The organism is Xanthomonas sp. NCPPB 2864 (assembly GCF_056675615.1).
Genome location: NZ_JBWWVS010000001.1, coordinates 959,136 through 975,138, shown reverse-complemented (window position 1 = coordinate 975,138; position 16,003 = coordinate 959,136). Strand labels below are relative to the sequence as shown.

The 16,003-nt window shown below is 66.8% G+C and carries 15 protein-coding genes; 8 read left to right on the top strand and 7 right to left on the bottom strand.

What is annotated here, in order from left to right; translation table 11 throughout:
- Positions 1-50 precede the first annotated feature (50 nt).
- Positions 51-1,607: a protein adenylyltransferase SelO gene (locus AC1KVE_RS04045; protein WP_167764141.1), complete on the bottom strand. Its 1,557-nt coding sequence runs from the start codon at positions 1,605-1,607 to the stop codon at positions 51-53.
- 169 nt (positions 1,608-1,776) lie between these two features.
- On the opposite strand from AC1KVE_RS04045, the gene AC1KVE_RS04040 reads away from it, so the two are divergent.
- Positions 1,777-2,652, top strand: coding sequence for an alpha/beta hydrolase (locus AC1KVE_RS04040; RefSeq protein WP_160954558.1), 876 nt, complete (start codon positions 1,777-1,779; stop codon positions 2,650-2,652).
- A gap of 106 nt (positions 2,653-2,758) precedes the next feature.
- Here the strand turns inward: AC1KVE_RS04040 and AC1KVE_RS04035 are convergent, their stop codons facing one another.
- A complete protein-coding gene (locus tag AC1KVE_RS04035) occupies positions 2,759-3,457 on the bottom strand; it encodes a glutathione S-transferase (protein ID WP_024939303.1) in 699 nt (232 codons plus the stop codon).
- A 175-nt stretch (positions 3,458-3,632) separates the two neighbouring features.
- Positions 3,633-3,842 (bottom strand): cold-shock protein, encoded by a 210-nt coding sequence (locus tag AC1KVE_RS04030; protein WP_006451993.1) that lies wholly within the window; start codon positions 3,840-3,842, stop codon positions 3,633-3,635.
- Positions 3,843-4,109: 267 nt separating this feature from the next.
- On the opposite strand from AC1KVE_RS04030, the gene AC1KVE_RS04025 reads away from it, so the two are divergent.
- The 4 genes from AC1KVE_RS04025 to AC1KVE_RS04010 all read left to right on the top strand — a co-directional run bounded on the left by AC1KVE_RS04025 (position 4,110) and on the right by AC1KVE_RS04010 (position 8,566).
- Complete coding sequence (locus AC1KVE_RS04025; RefSeq protein ID WP_481091878.1) at positions 4,110-4,589, top strand: YaiI/YqxD family protein; 480 nt, start codon at positions 4,110-4,112, stop codon at positions 4,587-4,589.
- A gap of 62 nt (positions 4,590-4,651) precedes the next feature.
- Positions 4,652-5,200, top strand: coding sequence for a YaeQ family protein (locus tag AC1KVE_RS04020; protein ID WP_054592759.1), 549 nt, complete (start codon positions 4,652-4,654; stop codon positions 5,198-5,200).
- Complete coding sequence (locus AC1KVE_RS04015; RefSeq protein WP_481091879.1) at positions 5,197-6,378, top strand: BaiN/RdsA family NAD(P)/FAD-dependent oxidoreductase; 1,182 nt, start codon at positions 5,197-5,199, stop codon at positions 6,376-6,378. The genes AC1KVE_RS04020 and AC1KVE_RS04015 overlap by 4 nt, the downstream gene beginning before the upstream one ends.
- A 118-nt stretch (positions 6,379-6,496) precedes the next feature.
- Positions 6,497-8,566, top strand: coding sequence for a GGDEF/EAL domain-containing response regulator (locus AC1KVE_RS04010; RefSeq protein WP_046343058.1), 2,070 nt, complete (start codon positions 6,497-6,499; stop codon positions 8,564-8,566).
- A gap of 104 nt (positions 8,567-8,670) precedes the next feature.
- Here the strand turns inward: AC1KVE_RS04010 and htpX are convergent, their stop codons facing one another.
- Positions 8,671-9,549 carry a protease HtpX gene (gene htpX / locus AC1KVE_RS04005; RefSeq protein WP_039516150.1) on the bottom strand — a complete coding sequence of 293 codons (879 nt, stop codon included), beginning with the start codon at positions 9,547-9,549 and terminating at the stop codon, positions 8,671-8,673.
- A 97-nt stretch (positions 9,550-9,646) separates the two neighbouring features.
- Here htpX and gluQRS point away from each other — a divergent pair, with 97 nt between their 5' ends.
- The 3 genes from gluQRS (at position 9,647) to phaR (ending at position 12,094) form a co-directional block, all read left to right on the top strand.
- On the top strand, positions 9,647-10,546 hold the full coding sequence (gene gluQRS, locus AC1KVE_RS04000) for a tRNA glutamyl-Q(34) synthetase GluQRS (RefSeq protein WP_184456108.1): 900 nt from the start codon (positions 9,647-9,649) through the stop codon (positions 10,544-10,546).
- Between the two features lie 84 nt (positions 10,547-10,630).
- Positions 10,631-11,371: a beta-ketoacyl-ACP reductase gene (gene phbB, locus AC1KVE_RS03995; RefSeq protein WP_184456109.1), complete on the top strand. Its 741-nt coding sequence runs from the start codon at positions 10,631-10,633 to the stop codon at positions 11,369-11,371.
- A gap of 159 nt (positions 11,372-11,530) precedes the next feature.
- Positions 11,531-12,094 carry a polyhydroxyalkanoate synthesis repressor PhaR gene (phaR, locus tag AC1KVE_RS03990; protein WP_024939296.1) on the top strand — a complete coding sequence of 188 codons (564 nt, stop codon included), beginning with the start codon at positions 11,531-11,533 and terminating at the stop codon, positions 12,092-12,094.
- Between the two features lie 47 nt (positions 12,095-12,141).
- Here phaR and AC1KVE_RS03985 read toward each other — a convergent pair whose 3' ends face one another.
- From AC1KVE_RS03985 to mutL, 3 genes are read right to left on the bottom strand one after another with little or no spacing between them, the layout of a single operon-like run.
- A complete protein-coding gene (locus AC1KVE_RS03985) occupies positions 12,142-13,080 on the bottom strand; it encodes a TraB/GumN family protein (protein WP_184456111.1) in 939 nt (312 codons plus the stop codon).
- 28 nt (positions 13,081-13,108) lie between these two features.
- On the bottom strand, positions 13,109-14,047 hold the full coding sequence (locus AC1KVE_RS03980) for a DUF1684 domain-containing protein (protein WP_481091880.1): 939 nt from the start codon (positions 14,045-14,047) through the stop codon (positions 13,109-13,111).
- Complete coding sequence (mutL, locus tag AC1KVE_RS03975; RefSeq protein WP_481091881.1) at positions 14,047-15,900, bottom strand: DNA mismatch repair endonuclease MutL; 1,854 nt, start codon at positions 15,898-15,900, stop codon at positions 14,047-14,049. Before mutL ends, AC1KVE_RS03980 begins: the two co-directional genes overlap by 1 nt.
- Positions 15,901-16,003: the final 103 nt, after the last annotated feature.

Below are 16,003 nucleotides of genomic sequence, written 5' to 3'. Positions count from 1 at the left end.
CTGCGCGGACTTGCGGCGCCGCGTTTACGACATACCTGCATCTGAGCGCGTCAGGAACTGCAGGACAGCATCGAGCAGCCGGCGCGGTCGCGCGCCCAGTCCGGTCGCCGTGCGGCAAACGCCTCGCGGCCCGGCTGCTCGTCGTATGGGTGACGCATGACCTCCAGCAACTCCTGCACGCCGGATGGATCGCCCTGCTCGGCCAGGTCGATCGCCTGCTGCGCCAGATAATTGCGCAGCACGTAACGCGGGTTGGCCAGGCGCATGCGTTCGCGCCGCGCATCCGGCGACAGCGTGTCCTGCTGCAGCCGCTCAGCGTAGCGCTGCAGCCATTCCTGCAGCTGCGCGGCATGCGCGAGGCGCTTGTCCTGGTCGTAGAACGCCTCACGCAACAGTTCAGGATCCGGATGCTCCGGCGCAAATGCGATCAGGCTGCGGAAGGTCAGCGTCATGTCCATTTCCGCGTTGTGCATCAGCGCGCGCAGCGCATCGATCAGTTGCAGATCCTCGTCGCGGCAGTCAGCCAGACCCAACTTGGCGGCGGTGTCGTGGCGGTCGCAGGCCAGGTAGGTATCGCGGAAGCGGTCCAGTCCCTGCTGCAGCTGCGCCTGGTCGGCGAACAGCGGCGCCAGCGCCTGTGCCAGGCGCCCGAGGTTCCAATACGCGACCTGGGGCTGGGTGCCGAAGCGGTAGCGACGGCCCTGCGCATCGGTGGTGTTCGGCGTCCAATCCGGGTCGTAGTCGTCGACCCAGCCGTAGGGGCCGTAGTCGATGGTCAGGCCCAGGATCGACATGTTGTCGGTGTTCATCACCCCATGCACGAAGCCCACCCGCATCCAGTGCGCGACCATCACCGCGGTGCGCTCGCAGACCTGTGCGAACCAGGCTGCGTACAGCGCCTCGCCAGCACCTTCCAGCTGCGGGAAGTCGCGCGCGATGGTGAAGTCCACCCATTGCCGCAGCAGCGCCAGATCGCCGCGCGCACCGGGCAGCTCGAAGTTGCCGAAGCGGATGAACGACGGCGCCACCCGGCATACGATCGCGCCCGGCTCGCGCTGCGGCCGGCCGTCGTAGAACATGTCGCGCACCACCGCATCGCCGGTGGTGACCAGACTCAGCGCACGCGTGGTCGGCACGCCCAGATGATGCATCGCTTCGCTGCACAGGAATTCGCGGATCGACGAGCGCAGTACCGCCCGGCCATCGGCACCGCGCGAATAAGGTGTCGGGCCGGCGCCCTTGAGCTGCAACTCGTAGCGACCGCCATCGACCCCGATTGCCTCGCCCAGCGAGATCGCCCGGCCATCACCCAACTGGCCGGCCCAATGTCCGAACTGGTGCCCGCCATAATTGACCGCCCACGGCTGCATGCCCGGGTACAGCGCATTGCCGGCGAATACCTCGGCAAAGTGCGCGCTGTTGATCTCGGCCTCATCCAGCCCCAGCCGTTGGGCGACATCGGCCGAATACGCCAGCAGACGCGGCGCGGCCACCGGCGTCGGCATCACCGTCGACCATGCAGCGCGTACCTCGCGGCGGCGTGGACCTTGTTCGGAATCACCGGGCAGCTGCTGGCGCAGGCGGTTGTCAAACTGCAGAGTCGTCATGCGTGCCAGCGTAGGCCAACGACAGTGAACTTCGCATGGGCAACCACGCATCCGGTGTTGCGCACGTACCGTATCTTCGAGCAGCTGGCCGCCGGCAAACGGGCTCGTCCTGCACACGCAGGCAACAGCCGCCGCGTTATTCCTCCCCGCCCCTCAAACGACATCGCCCATGCCCTCGCGCACTTCCCGCTGGTTTCGCCCCGCCCTGCTGCTGCTCGGCTCGCTGACACTGACCGCCTGCAGCAGCGTGTTCTTTGGCGGCATCAATGCCGCCTCCAGCCGCGACGGCATTGTCGAGCACCGCGACCAGGTGTTCGATCCGGCGCATGGTCTGGCCCTGGACGTCTACCAGCCGCGCGGCGCGGTGGATGCACCGGTGGTGGTGTTCTTCTATGGCGGCACCTGGAAGCGCGGAACGCGCGCCAACTATCGCTGGGTCGGACGCGCGCTCGCGCGCCAGGGCGTGGTGGCAATGGTGGCCGACTACCGCAAGTATCCGCAGGTCGGCCTGCAGGGCTTCATGTCCGACGCTGCCGGCGCCACCGCCTGGAGCTATCGGCATGCGCACGACTACGGTGGCGACCCGACGCGCCTGGCGGTGATGGGCCACTCTGCAGGCGCGCATATGGCCGCGCTGCTGGGTACCGACGCACGCTGGCTGCAGGTGCAAGGCCTGCAACCCCGGCAACTGTGCGGGGTGGTGGGTCTGGCCGGGCCCTACGACTTCCTGCCGCTGACCGACCCGGAGCTGATCGAGATCTTCGGCGAGGCACCGGCCGCGCAACAGCAATCGCAGCCGGTGCGCTACGTCGGCGGCGACGAACCGCCGATGCTGCTGCTGCACGGCGATGCCGATCGCGTGGTCGAGCTGCAGAACAGCACCTCGTTGCAGCACGCCCTGCAACGCAAGGGCGGCACGGCTGAGTTGAAGGTCTACCCGGGCATGGGCCATCTCGGCATTGTGCTAGCGCTGCGCAAACCGCCTGAGCGCTCGCCCGTGCTGCGTGACACGCTGCAGTTCCTGCGTCAATGTCGGGCGCCTTGATTGGGCGGTACGGGATTGGGGAGTCGGGATTGGGGATTCGCCAAACCCTGGCAGGACACCGTCGAAGCACGGTGACCTGTAGCTTCCCTGGGCGTATACCGCAACGTCACTCGGCGGGCTTGCGCCCCATCAGCTCGAACGGGCCGCCCTTCTTCAGCGCGGCCTGGTACGCCGGGCGCGCTTCGATACGCGCGAGAAACGCGCGCAGGCGCGGATAGCTCTCCAGCCCGCCGCCACGTGCAGCGGCGGCCTGTACCGGGAAGCTCATCTGGATGTCGGCTGCAGTGAAACGCTCACCGGCAAACCATTCGCTTGCCTGCAGCGACTGCTCCATCCAGTCCAGATGCAGCTTGAGCTGCGGACCGACGAAGCCGGACATGGCCTTGTCCACGATCGCACGTGCGATCGGCTTGGCGAAGAACGGCATCGGCGCACTGCGAATCCGCCCGAAGATCAATGTCATCAGCAGCGGCGGCATTGCCGAGCCTTCGGCGTAATGCATCCAGTACCGGAACTTCAGGCGCTCCGGCGACTCCAGCGGACGCGGCGGCGGCGACAGCGCGCATTCGGTGTCGTAGCGTTCGGTCAGGAACTCCAGGATCGCGCCGGACTCGGCCACGGTCAGCTCGCCGTCGACAACCACCGGCGACTTGCCGAGCGGGTGGATGGCACGCAATGCCGCCGGCGCCAGCATGGTCTTGGGATCGCGCTCATGCCGCACGATCTGGTACGGCAGCGCCAGTTCCTCCAGCAGCCACAGCACGCGCTGGGAACGGGAATTGTTGAGATGATGGACAGTGATCATGGAAGAGGCTGCACGCGGAAAACGCACATGCTACCGATTGGCGTGTCGTCGCTGCGCTCACCTGGGCGGGTCGAACCGCCCGCACTCTCTATTGCACTGATCAAACCGCGCCCAATAAAAAACGCCGGTCGCTTGCGCAACCGGCGTTTTTGGCAACCTTACGGTTGCAGACGGATTAGACCGCCTGCACCTGGTCAGCCTGCATGCCCTTCTGGCCCTGCACGGCGACGAAGGTCACCTTCTGGCCTTCCTGCAGCGACTTGAAGCCGGTGCCCTGGATGGCACGGAAGTGCACGAACAGGTCCGGGCCGCTTTCCGGGGTGATGAAGCCGAAGCCCTTGGCATCGTTGAACCACTTCACGGTACCGCTCTGACGATCTGACATTTACAAACTCCTGAACTATAGATGGATAAATCGCAGCGTCCGAAAAGCCGGAGCTGAGACTGAGTTGCAGGCGTTGGTAAAGCGGAACGATGAAGCGAGATCTGTAACGATCCGGCTGCATCAGGCCACGATTCACGGTGACCCTTGCAAACACAGTGCGTGCACAGTACTCGCGTTCCCAGCAAAAAGCGACACCTTGCGTCAAATTTTTTACTGTCAGGCCCAATCCGACCACCTGTCAGGCCCCTTCCCTGTCGATTTCAGCACATGAATACGCCTCCCCTGCCGTCCCGCCCGCATATCTGGGTCGATGCCGATGCCTGCCCCGCAGTCATCCGCGACATCCTTTTCCGCGCTGCCGCACGTACCGGCACGGCGGTAACGCTGGTCGCCAATCATTTCCTGCCCACCCCTCGCCTGGCCCACGTGCGAGCGCTGCAGGTGCCTGGAGGCGCGGACGCGGCCGACGATGCCATTGCCGCAGGGGTGGCCGCAGGCGACCTGGTCGTCACCCAGGACATTCCGCTGGCCGCTCGCGTACTGGAGGCGGGAGCGGCCGCCGTCAGCCCGCGTGGCGAGCCGTTTACCCGCGACAGCATCAACGAGCGCCTGTCGGTCCGCGGCTTTTTGGAGGAACTGCGCGGCGCCGGCGTGGTCACCGGCGGGTCCGCGGCCCTGCACCCGCGCGACCGCCAGGCATTTGCTGCCCAGTTGGACCGTTGGCTGGCCGAGATGGCGCGGCGCTGACCGCAACACGCCGGCATTGCAACGGGGGCGTATCATAAGTGCCCTTTGCAACCGGCATCCTGATGGCCCTTACCGCCACCGTCCGCAGGGCGGAACTCCAGATCAGCGACATGGACCGTGGCTACTACGCCAACCATTCGTTGACCCTGGCCCAGCATCCCTCCGAAACCGACGAGCGCCTGATGGTGCGGCTGCTGGCGTTCGCGCTGTTCGCCGACGACCGCCTGGAATTCGGTCGCGGCCTCAGCAACGAGGACGAACCCGACCTGTGGCGGCGCGACTACACCGGCGACCCGGACCTGTGGATCGACCTCGGCCAGCCGGACGAAAGCCGGGTGCGCAAGGCCTGCAATCGGTCGCGCGAGGCGGTGGTGATCGGCTATGGCGGCCAGGCCACCGAAACCTGGTGGAAGAAGCAGGCCAACGCGCTTAGCCGCCAGCGCAACCTGCGCGTGATCGAGCTGGACTCGCAGGCCACCGAAGCGCTGGGCGCGCTGATCCAGCGCGGCATGCGCTTCGACGTGATCATCCAGGACGGCGAGGTGCAGATGCTGGCCGACCACGGCAGCGTCACCCTGACCCCGATGGTGCGGCAAGCCCCCACCGAATGAGCATGCGTTGCGATGTGCTGGTCATCGGTGCCGGCGCGGCCGGCCTGATGAGCGCCTTCACCGCGGGCCGGCGCGGCCGCCAGGTGCTGGTGATCGACCATGCCAACAAGGTCGGCAAGAAGATCCTGATGTCCGGTGGCGGCCGCTGCAACTTCACCAATACCGGCACCACGCCGGGCAACTTCCTTTCGGCCAACCGCCACTTCTGCAAGTCCGCCCTCGCCCGCTACAGCCCGCTGGATTTCGTGGAGATGGTCGAGCGCCACGGCATCGCCTATCACGAGAAAGAGCTGGGCCAGCTGTTCTGCGACATCTCGTCCAAGCAGATCGTGCGCATGCTGCTGGACGAGTGCGAGGCGGCGGGCGTGCAGGTGCGTACCGACTGCAAGGTGCAATCGGTGCAGCGCGGCAGCGACGGCTTCAGCGTGGAGACCAGCCAGGGACGCGTGCAGGCGCAGTCGCTGATCGTGGCAACCGGCGGGCTGTCGATTCCGAGCATGGGCGCCAGCGGCTTCGGCTACACGCTGGCCCAGCAGTTCGGCCACACGCTGTTGCCGACGCGTGCCGGGCTGGTGCCGCTGACCCTGAGCGGCAAGCACCAGGAACGGCTGCAGGACCTGTCCGGGCTGGCGCTACCGGTCCAGGCGCAGTGCAACGGGGTCAGCTTCCGCAACTTCATGCTGGTCACCCACCGCGGCGTCAGCGGCCCGGCCATCCTGCAGATCTCCTCGTACTGGCAGCCCGGCGACGACCTGCGCCTGGACCTGCTGCCCGGCCAGGATGCCGCGGCGTGGCTGCGCGACCAGAAAAATCAGCGTGGCGCCACCGAACTGCGCAACGTGCTGGCCGACGTGCTGCCGCGGCGGTTCGCCCAGCGCCTGTGCGAAGTGTGGTTGCCGGACAAGCCGGTCCGCCAGCTCGACCCACCGCAGTTGCAGGCCGCAGCCGACCTGCTGGCCGGCTTCCCGCTGATCGCCAGTGGAACCGAGGGCTATCGCACCGCTGAAGTAACGCTGGGAGGTGTCGATACCAACCAGGTCTCCAGTGCGAGCATGGAGTCGCGCCTGGTGGCCGGCCTGTACTTCGTCGGCGAGGTGCTTGATGTGACCGGCTGGTTGGGCGGCTACAACTTTCAGTGGGCATGGGCATCCGGCCATGCCGCCGGGAGCGTGGCCTGATGTCAGCTTGGACACATTGAAACGTGGCCTGAGTCTCACCCCGGATGCGGCCGTGTCCACAGACATGGACGCAGCCGAGTTCCTTCGTGTATTAAAGCCCGTCGCTAGGGAAACGCGCATGCAAAAAGGCAAAGATCTCACCCTCCGCCTGATGATCGTCGACGACAGTGTCGAAAGCGCGGAGGCGATCGTGACCGCGCTGCGCAACGGCGGCATCGCAGTGCGTCCGTCGCGGCCGCAGACACCGGAAGAGCTCGCCAGCATGCTGTCGGGACAGATCGACCTGGCCCTGCACGGGCAGGCGCTGCAGATCCCGATGAGCGCGTTGCGGCAGCAGATCGCCGGCAGCGGCAAGGATATTCCGATCATCCTGCTGGCCGAGCGGATCGAGGAAAACGCGCTGGTCGAGGCCGCGGCACATGGCATTCGCGCCATCGCGCTGCGTCATCGCCCCGAACACCTGCTGTCGCTGGTGCGCTCGGAATGGGCCGACCTGCAGGCACGCCGTGGCCTGCGCCGCATCGAGGCACAGATGCGCGAGACCGAGCGGCGCTGCGACGCCCTGATCGCCTCCTCGCGCGACCCGATCGCCTACGTGCACGAAGGCATGCACATCCGCGCCAACGAGGCGTATCTGGACATGTTCGGCTTCGAGTCGTTCGACGATGTCGAGGGCGTGTCGCTGCTGGACATGATTGCCGCCCAGTACGTCGACGATTTCAAGCAGCTGCTCAAGGCCATGTCCAAGGGTGAGCCGCCGCCGGCGCAGTACAAGGTCGACGCGCGCCGGCTCGAAGGCGACACCTTCCCGGCGACGATGGAGTTCGCCACCGCGACCTACGAAGGCGAGCCGTGCATCCAGGTGGTGTTCCGCCGTCGCGAGGAATTCGACCCGGAGCTGGCGCGCGAGGTCGAGGACCTGCGCCAGCGCGACCAGGTCACCGGCCTGCTCAACCGCCCCACCTTCATGGTGGCGCTGGAACAGGCGGTGGCGCGCGCCGGCCGCAGCGAAGGCCAGTCCGGCTTCCTGCTGATCGAGCCCGACCACTACGCGCGCCTGCTGCCCGAGATCGGCCTGGATTCGGCCGATGCGCTGATCGCCGCGCTGGCCGCGCACGTGGCCAGCGTGAGCGATGACAGCGTGGTCGCCGCACGTTTCGGCGAGCACAGCTTTGCGTTGTTGATGGACGGCAATTACGCGCGCACGCATGCACTGGCGGAGCTGGTACGCGACGCCTTTGCGCAGCACGTCTTCAGCATCGGCGCGCGTTCGGCCACGGTGACGGTGAGCATCGGCGGCGTGCAGATCGGCGAGAAGATCGCCAGCATCGGCCAGGTGCTCAACCGCGGCACCGAGGCGGTGCGCACCACCGCCGAGCTCGGCGGCAATGCGGTCAGCATCTACGACCCGGCAGCAGCCGACCGGGCTGAAGAGGAACGCATCGAGCGCTGGGTGCAGCAACTGCGCGAGGCGCTGGTCGGCGACGGCTTCCTGCTGCATTACCAGCCGGTGCTCAACCTGCAGGGCGAGCCGCTGGAGCTGTACCAGGCCTTCCTGCGGCTGGAGCGCAACGGCGAGATGATGTCGCCGAACGCCTTCATGGCGATCGCCGAAGAACACGATCTGATCACCGAGATCGACCGCTGGGTGGTGGCACGCGCGATCCGCCAGCTCGGCGAGCGGCAACGTGCGGGACACAGGACGCACCTGCTGGTACGCATCGGGCCCAACTCGTTCTCCGATCCGCAGATGATCGACATCATCCGCGAGCAGCTGGCCGTGTACGGCGTGCCGGGCGAACGGCTGTGGCTGCAGACGCCGGAATCGAAGGTGTTCACCCATCTGCGCAATGCCCAGCAGTTCCTGGCGGCGGTGTCGGCGATGGGCTGCAAGGTCGGGTTGGAACAGTTCGGCTCGGGCCTGGACTCGTTCCAGCTGCTGGCGCATTTCCAGCCGGCCTTCCTCAAGCTCGATCGCGGCATCACCGGCGAGGTGGCCTCGGCGCGCGAAAGCCAGGAGAAGATCCGCGAGATCACCTCGCGCGCGCAGCCGGCCGGCATCCTCACCGTGGCCGAGTTCGTGGCCGATGCGCAGTCGATGAGCACTTTCTTCAGCGCCGGGGTGGACTATGTGCAAGGCGATTTCGTCGCCCCGACCGGGCCGTTGATGAACTACGAGTTCGGCTGAGACCTGCAGCCGTAGCGCATCACTGCCGCCGCGCTCCAGCCAACAAAAAACCCGCAGGACGCGGGTTTTTTGTTGGGCGGCACGCATCGGTTGGCGCTACCGTCTTACATCGCCGCACCGTTGGCGGCGCGCAGCGCGGCGATACGCTCGGACAGCGGCGGGTGGCTCAGGAACAGCCGGCGCAACCCATCGCCACCACCGCCGGAAATGCCGAACGCCTGCACCTGCGAAGGCAGGCTATTCTGGCCATGGTTGAGCGACAGGCGCTCCAATGCGGCGATCATCTTGCCGCGGCCCGCCAGTTGCGCGCCACCGGCATCGGCGCGGAATTCGCGGCGCCGCGAGAACCACATCGCGATCATCGTCGCGAACAGGCCGAACACCATCTCCAGCACGAACACGATGATGTAGTAGGCAAAGCCGCGGCCACCGTCGCGGTTGCCCGACATGGCGCTGTCGATGACGCCGCCGACCACGCGCGCCAGCACGATCACGAAGGTATTGAGCACGCCCTGCAGCAAGGCCATGGTGACCATGTCGCCATTGGCGACATGCGCGATTTCATGGCCCAGCACCGCCTCGGCCTCGTCCTGGCTCATGTTCTGCAGCAGCCCGGTGGACACCGCCACCAGCGCGTTGTTGCGGTTGGCGCCGGTGGCGAAGGCATTGATCTCCGGGCCGTCGTAGACCGCCACTTCCGGCATGCCGATGCCGGCCGCCTCGGCCTGGCGCCGCACCGTCGCCAGCAGCCAGCGCTCGGTTGGCGTGCGCGGCTCGCTGATCACCTGCGCGCCGGTGCTGCGCTTGGCCATGAACTTGGACAGCAGCAACGAGATGAACGAGCCGCCGAACCCGAACACGGCCGCCATCACCAGCAGGCCGCTCATCTGCGCGGGATTGACGCCCAGCACGGACATCACGATGCCGGCCAGCATCAGCACCGCAAAATTAGTCAGCAGGAACAGGAAAATGCGGTTGAACATGGTGCGACGACTCCACGCGAGCAGGATGGACTGCAGCGGATCTGCGGTCGTCAGCGCTTGAAATCAAGCGATCACCTGACCGACGATTCAGCCGATCATGCCAGCTCTCCCCTACCGCGGCCGCTTCGCACCCTCCCCGACCGGCCCGCTGCACTTCGGCTCCCTGCTAGCGGCATTCGGCAGCTGGCTGCTGGCGCGGCATGCCGGCGGTCAGTGGTGTGTGCGCATCGAAGACATCGATCCGCCACGTGCCGAACCCGGCGCCTCCGCACGCCAACTGCGCACGCTGGCCGCCTTCGGCCTGCACTCGGACTTGCCGGTGCTGTATCAATCCGAGCGCCACGCACAGTACGACGCCGCCGTCACCACCTTGCTGGAGGCGGGACTGGCGTTCGAATGCAGCTGCAGCCGGGCCGACCTTGCCGGCATGGGCGGCATCCACCACGCCTGCGTGGCGCCGCTGGGCGCTCGCCGTGCGGTGCGCCTGCGGGTGCCGCCACAGCCGCCGGTCAGCTTCGACGACGCGCTGCAGGGCCACGTGGTGCAGGACGTGCATGCCGAGGTCGGCGACGTGGTGCTGCGCCGCGCCGATGGCTACTGGGCGTACCAGCTGGCGGTGGTGGTCGACGATGCCGCGCAGGCCATCACCGATGTCGTGCGCGGCGCCGACCTGCTCGACTCCACCCCGCGCCAGTTGTTGCTGCAGCGCGCACTGGGCCTGCCGCAACCGCGCTACCTGCACCTGCCGCTGATCCTGGATCACACCGGCCGCAAGCTGTCCAAGTCGCACGCTGCGCCTGCGCTGGACGATGCCGATCCGCAACCGACCCTGCGCGCCGCCTGGGCCGTGCTGGGACAGCAGCCGGCAGCCTTGCCGCGCCGGGCGGCGCTGGACACCTTGCTGCAGCATGCGGTGCAGCATTTTTCGCCACAGCGCTTGCCCCGGCACCTGCATCTGGACGCGAACGGACGCGCATCGCAGCCCCGGCGTGACTAGAATTGCGCCCCGGCACCGGCGTCGGGCCAGGCAGCGCGCCTGTGCCCCGCCCGCCCCCAGTCTTACCTGTCCATTGGAGTCGTCATGACATCTCGCGTCGTATTGGTCACCGGCGGCACCGGCGGTATCGGCACCGCCATCTGCAAGCGCCTGGCCGACCAGGGCCACCGGGTGGCCAGCAACTTCCGCAACGCCGAAAAGGCCCAGGCGTGGCAGCAGCGCATGCAGACCCAGGGCTACGACATCGCCCTGTTCCACGGCGATGTGGCGTCCTCCGAACATGCGCGCAGCCTGGTCGAAGACGTCCAGGCAGCGCTGGGGCCGATCGAAATACTGGTCAACAACGCCGGCATCACCCGCGACACCACCTTCCATCGCATGACTGCCGAGCAATGGCATGACGTCATCAACACCAATCTCAACTCGGTGTTCAACGTCACCCGCCCGGTGATCGAAGGCATGCGCCAGCGCGGCTGGGGACGGGTGATCCAGATCAGTTCGATCAATGGCCTGAAGGGCCAGTACGGGCAGGCCAATTACGCGGCCGCCAAGGCTGGCATGCATGGCTTCACCATTTCGCTGGCACGCGAAAATGCCGCGTTCGGAGTGACCGTCAATACCGTGTCGCCGGGGTATGTGGCCACCGACATGGTGATGGCGGTCCCGGAAGAGGTGCGCGCCAAGATCGTTGCCGACATCCCCACCGGCCGCCTGGGCCGGCCGGAAGAAATCGCCTATGCGGTGGCATTCCTGGTTGCGGAAGAGGCCGCCTGGATTACCGGCTCCAACCTGGATATCAACGGCGGCCACCACATGGGCTGGTGAGCTTTGCTGCAACTTTGCGATGCAGCATAAAAAAGCCTTGAAAATCATGCTGCGCAACATTTTTTATGTGTCTACTTAAGAAAATAAGGCCTTGTGGCGGTTGCAAGGGCTGCTGCGGTGCGCCATCCTGCGCGCACTATCGTTGTGAGTGAACGTTCCATGGCCGGACTTCGCATCATCAAGAAGTATCCCAATCGCCGTCTCTACGACACGGAAATTTCCAGCTACATCACCATCGAGGATGTGCGTCAGCTCATCATCGACGGCGAAGAATTCGAGGTACGCGACGCCAAGAGCGGCGAAGACCTCAGCCGCGCGGTCTTGCTGCAGATCATTGCCGACCGCGAGCAGGACGGCGAGCCGATGCTGTCGACCCAGTTGCTGAGTCAGATCATCCGTTTCTACGGCGACTCGCTGCAGGGCTTCATGGGCAACTACCTGGAGCGCAGCATGCAGGTGTTCCTGGATCAGCAGCAGCAGTTCCGCCAACAGATGGGCAACCTGCTCGGGCAGACCCCGTGGGCGATGATGAACCAGCTGACCGAGCGCAACCTGGAGTTGTGGCAGGAGTTCCAGCGCAACTTCGGCGCCGGCTTCGGCCGTCCTGGCGGCCCCGGCACGCCGCCGACCCCGCCGGGTGCCAGCGGCATGGGCAGCGGCCCGATGGGCACCGGCACGCACGGCACTGCCGGCAGCGCCGGCAAGGCCCGCAACCGCGGGTAACCCACGCGCGGCGCCGGGAGCCCTGACACGCTCCGCGGCGCCACCGATCAGCGGCTTGCCTGCCCCGCGCAGGCCGAGCAGATCCGCTCCACGTGATAGCCCCGTGCGCGCAGACGCTCCACCACGCCATCGCTTCCCAGCAGGTGCAGCGCACCGACCACCACCAGCGTGGTCCCGCTGCCCTTGCCCAGCCGCTGCTCCAGCCGCGGCACCCAGCGCGCATTGCGCTCGACATTGATGTCCTGGTACAGCGCCGGGTAGTGCTGCCGCATTTCTTCGGCCATCTGCATGGACAGGGTACGCACATCGCCACTGCGCCAGGCCGCGTGCAGCTCACGTAGCTGATCGTTGGCGCCGGCATCGTCCAGCGATTCCTCCAGCAGCTGATGCTGTTCGGTGGGCGACATGCCATCGAGCAAGGCAATCTGCTCTTCGGCACGCTCCAGCCCATCGGCCGGTTTGCCACCGGCCTGTGCCTGCGCCATCAGGTAATGGTCCAGACCGGCGTTCGGGTCCATGCCTTGCCGGCTCATCTCCGCCAGGCTGATCGTCAGCGCCACGAACCAGGGTTCCAGGGTCTGCAAGCTGTCCACCGGCATCCCGTGTTTGCGGGCATAGGTGGTCAGCGCCTGCCAGGTCTTCGGATCCAGTACGTCCTGCAGGCGACGCCCGTCGCTGCGCTGCGCCGCCTGCAGCATGCGGCCGGCCAGCTCGGGCGATTGCGCATCGGAGGGCGGCAGTTCGAACACCAGCCGGTCGGCCTTGGCGAAGGCCTGCATCACATCCGGCGACAACGGGTAATCGCTGGGCTTGAGCACATGGAACGAACCCAGCAGATACAGCGTGCCGCCCTTGCCATCCACCTTCCACAACAGCGGCACCGGCGCATCGCTGCCGGCGCGCGCCCAGGTCGGCGCGACCGCTCCGCTCCATAACGCCAGAGCGATGACCGCACTGTTGGACCAGGCTATCAACCGGGCGCGCATGCTTGCCTTCACCACGTTGGTCTCCACGTCAGTGCGGCACCTTGTAGGTCTTCTCGCCGGCCGACACCGCCAGGTCGATGCGGTTTTCCGGTGGCGGCAGCGGACAGGTCGCAAAGGGGGTGAACGCGCACGGCGGGTTGTAGGCACGGTTGAAATCGACGACCACATGCCCGGAGGCGTCGGGCACGTCCAGGTCGAGAAAGCGCCCGGCCGGATAGCTGCCGTGCCCACTGGTGCGGTCGGCGAACACCACGAACATCGGCCGCCCGGGTTCGCCAATGGTCTCCAGCCGATACGCCTTGCCATCGCGCTCGAAGGTGATTGCCCCGGCGTTGGGTTGCTCGCTGATGATGCCGACGATGTCCACGATCGGAATGGTCTTGCCGACATCATTGGGCACATAGCGCGCACTGATGCGCCAGGACGGATCGACCGGCCAGTAGTCCAGACCGGCGAAGTGGCTGCGCGATGGCGCGTCGGCATGCTTGACCCGCAGCGCGTTGCGGTCGCCGCGATGGATCAGGCTCAACACGCCCTTGCCGTCATCGAAATGGATGAAGGTCGGCTGCGGGTCGCGATCGGACTGGAAGCGGATCCTGCCGGTCAGCGGCTTGCCGTCGACGGTCAATGCTGCGCCGCGCTCGGGCACGAACCAGACCGTATCGGCCTCGGTCGCGACCATGCCCATCTTGGGTGGCCCGACCGCCAGCCTGATGCCGCTGTCGGCACTGCTGCCGATGTAATGCGCCTTCAGCGACAGCCAGTGCAGGCCGACCAGGCTGGTCCAGCCATCGGGCGCGCGCAACTCGGTCAGGCGCGCTTCGCGCCAGGCCGCGTTGTCGGCCAGGAAGGCGTTGTCGAGTGCGGCCGGCGCTGCCGGTGGCGATGCATCCTTGCCGCAGCCGGCCAGCGCCGCACACACCAGCATGCCGAGCAGCCAGCGGTTCCCCTTGTGCAATACAGCCATCAGCGCCCCCTCAGGAACCAGCGATCGATTTCGCCCAGCGTAAACCGTGCCCAGGTCGGTCGGCCATGGTTGCATTGGCCCGAGCGCTCGGTGACTTCCATATCGCGCAGCAGTGCGTTCATTTCCGGCACGGTCAGGCGCCGGTTCGCGCGCACCGCGCCGTGGCACGCCATCGTGGAGAGCAGTTCGTCGCGCGCACTGGCAATGCGCCGGCTCTGGCCATGCTCGCGCAGATCGCCGAGCACATCGCGCAACAACGCCTCCGGTTCGGCATTGGCAAGCAGCGCGGGAATGCTGCGCACATGCAGCGACTGCGGGCCGGCGCGGGTGATCTCGAAGCCCAGGCTGGCCAGCGTGTCGGCTTCGCGCTCGGCGGTGTCGGCCTCGCGCTCGCCTACCGCCAGCGTCATCGGCACCAGCAGCGGTTGTGCGTGCAGGCCGATGCTGTCGTGCGCGTTCTTCAGCCGCTCGTAGCCGATGCGTTCGTGCGCGGCATGCATGTCCACCACGATCAGGCCTTCGGCGTTCTCGGCCAGGATGTAGATGCCGTGCAACTGCGCGACGGCATACCCCAGCGGCGGCACGCCACTGTCCGCGGCAGTCGCCGGCAAGCCCATCCCGGCGCCCTCCGGCAAGGCGGCAGACTGCTGCTGTGTGCCACTGGACGGCGGCGCATACAGCGCGCTGTAGGCCGCACGCGCCTCGTCCACGCGCAGGCCCAGCGGAGTCTGCGATGGCGTCCACTGACCGTAGCCGGCACCGCCGCCACCGCCTCCGTAGTTTGGTCGGTCGAGCATGCCGCCCGGCGCCGCAACCGCGTCGCTGGCGCCCTCCATGCCGAGGCTGTTGGGCATCGCACCGGCGCGCGTATGCGCCAGCGCGTCCTGCAAGGTGCGGTAGACGAAGTCGTGGATCAGCCGCGCCTCACGGAAACGCACCTCGTGCTTGGCCGGATGCACGTTGACGTCCACGCGCGTCGGATCCAGTTCCAGGAACAGCACGTAGGCCGGCTGGCGACCATGGAACAGCACATCGCCATAGGCCATCTTGACCGCGTGCGCGACGCTGCGATCGCGCACCGAGCGGCCATTGACGTAGAGATACTGCTGGTCGGTACTGGCGCGCGAGTAATGCGGCTGCGCGACCCAGCCATGCAGCCGCAGGCCGGCGCCACTGTGATCGACGCGCAAGGCCTGCCGCGCGAAATCCTCGCCCAGGGTTTCGCCCAGCCGCGCATCCGAATACAGATCGCCCGGCTTGTAGCGACGCGACGGTTTGCCGTTGTGCGAGACCCGCAATTCCACGTCCGGGCGCGCCAACGCCAACGAGCGCAGCCATTCTTCGATATGCCCCAGCTCGGTGCGCTCGGCACGCAGGAACTTGCGCCGCGCCGGCACGTTGAAGAACAGCTCGCGCACTTCGACCGTGGTGCCGGGCGCATGCGCGCGTGGCATCACCTCGCTCAGGCGCCCGCCATCGATCTCCAGTGCGGAGCCATGTTCGGCATCGTGGCGCCGCGAGATCAGCGTGAAACGGCTGACCGAGGCGATCGACGGCAGGGCTTCGCCGCGGAATCCGAGCGTGGCCACGGTCTCCAGATCGTCCAGCGATGCGATCTTGCTGGTGGCATGCCGCGACACCGCCAGCGGCAGTTCGTCGGGGGCAATGCCGCCACCGTTGTCGCGGATACGGATCAGCCGCACGCCGCCCTCTTCCAGCTCGATATCCACGCGGGTGGCGCCAGCATCGAGTGCGTTTTCGACCAGTTCCTTGACCACCGACGCAGGCCGCTCGACGACTTCGCCGGCAGCAATCTGGTTGATCAGGATCTCGGGGAGCTGACGGATCGCCATCAGCACAGGCGCTCGCACTGGACGCAGACTGCAGAGCGCATCGGGGGTGTCACAGGCAAGACAGAGGTCGGCACGGCAATCCGGCGGCGCGCAGGCGCCGTCA